The 1,181-nt window shown below is 65.8% G+C and carries 1 protein-coding gene and 1 pseudogene; both read right to left on the bottom strand.

What is annotated here, in order from left to right; translation table 11 throughout:
* Window positions 1–10: 10 nt before the first annotated feature.
* The gene (metF, locus tag ACOVQ0_RS04010) at window positions 11–952 is read right to left on the bottom strand and encodes a methylenetetrahydrofolate reductase [NAD(P)H] (protein ID WP_421880423.1); all 942 of its coding nucleotides are present in this window, start codon (window positions 950–952) and stop codon (window positions 11–13) included.
* A gap of 34 nt (window positions 953–986) precedes the next feature.
* Window positions 987–1,181, bottom strand: a pseudogene (locus ACOVQ0_RS04005) (hypothetical protein); the annotation flags it as partial.

Genomic DNA, 1,181 nt, shown 5'->3' with positions numbered 1-1,181 from the left:
GGAATCAGGGTCACGCGGCTTTCTCCAGCGCCGGAGCCTTGGGGCGAAGGCCAAGCAGGTGGCAGATCGCGTAAGACAGTTCGGCGCGGTTGAGGGTGTAGAAGTGGAAATCGCGCACGCCGCCAGCATAGAGGCGGCGGCAGAACTCAGCGGCGATGGTCGCGGCGACGAGCTGGCGCGAGGCAGGATGCGTGTCCAGCCCTTCGAACAGGCCGTCCATCCATGCGGGGATCGCAGCACCGCAGGCGGCGGCAAACTTGCGCGTTTGCGCCACATTCGAGACGGGCAGGATGCCGGGGAGGACCGGGGCGTCGATGCCCGCAGCGGCCAGCTTGTCTCGGAAGCGGAAGAAGGTTTCGGGTTCGAAGAAGAACTGGCTGATCGCGCGGGTGGCGCCGGCATCGAGCTTGCGCTTCAGATTGTCGATATCCGCGGTGACGCTGGGCGAATCCGGGTGGCTTTCCGGGTAGGCGGCAACGGAGATTTCGAACGGGGCGATCTGCTTCAGACCGGCGACGAGTTCGGCGGCGTTGGCATAGCCTTCGGGATGCGGGGTGAAGGGAACGCCGGGCGCGCCCATGTCTCCGCGCAGGGCGACGATGTGGCGCACGCCTGCTTCCCAGTAGCTTTCGGCCACTTCGCGAATCTCGGCCTTGGTCGCATCTACGCAGGTGAGGTGTGCGGCGGCGGGGAGCCTGGCATCCTTGATGATCCGCGCGACGGTGCCGTGGGTGCGATCGCGGGTGGAGCCGCCCGCGCCATAGGTGACCGAGACGAAGGTTGGCTGCAACGGGGCCAGCGTTTCAACCACGTCCCACAACTGCACCATCAGCGCATCGGTCTTGGGCGGGAAAAATTCGAACGACACGTTGATGTCGCCCGGAAGCCCGGCAAAGAGCGGGGTATCAAGCGCGGTGCGGGCTTCGCGGAGTTGATCGTAGCTGGCGTTCATGGGGCTTTCCGGCTTTGCCGTGGTTCGAGTTGCGTTACGCTGTCTTCCCGGCGCGTGCCGGTCCACAGCTTGACGACGAGTTCGTGCCCAGCGAGCGCGCGGGTTTCATGCGGGGCGAAACCGGCATCGCCCAGATCTGTGTATCGGAGAAACCGAGGCGGGCGTGGGCGTGGGTCTGGCGCAGGTCTTCACGATCGTGCGCGGCGAAATCGACGATGGCGATGCGGCC

It is taken from the genome of Novosphingobium sp., from assembly GCF_049240505.1.
Classification (GTDB): domain Bacteria; phylum Pseudomonadota; class Alphaproteobacteria; order Sphingomonadales; family Sphingomonadaceae; genus Novosphingobium.
This window is presented reverse-complemented; position numbering and strand designations above follow the sequence as displayed.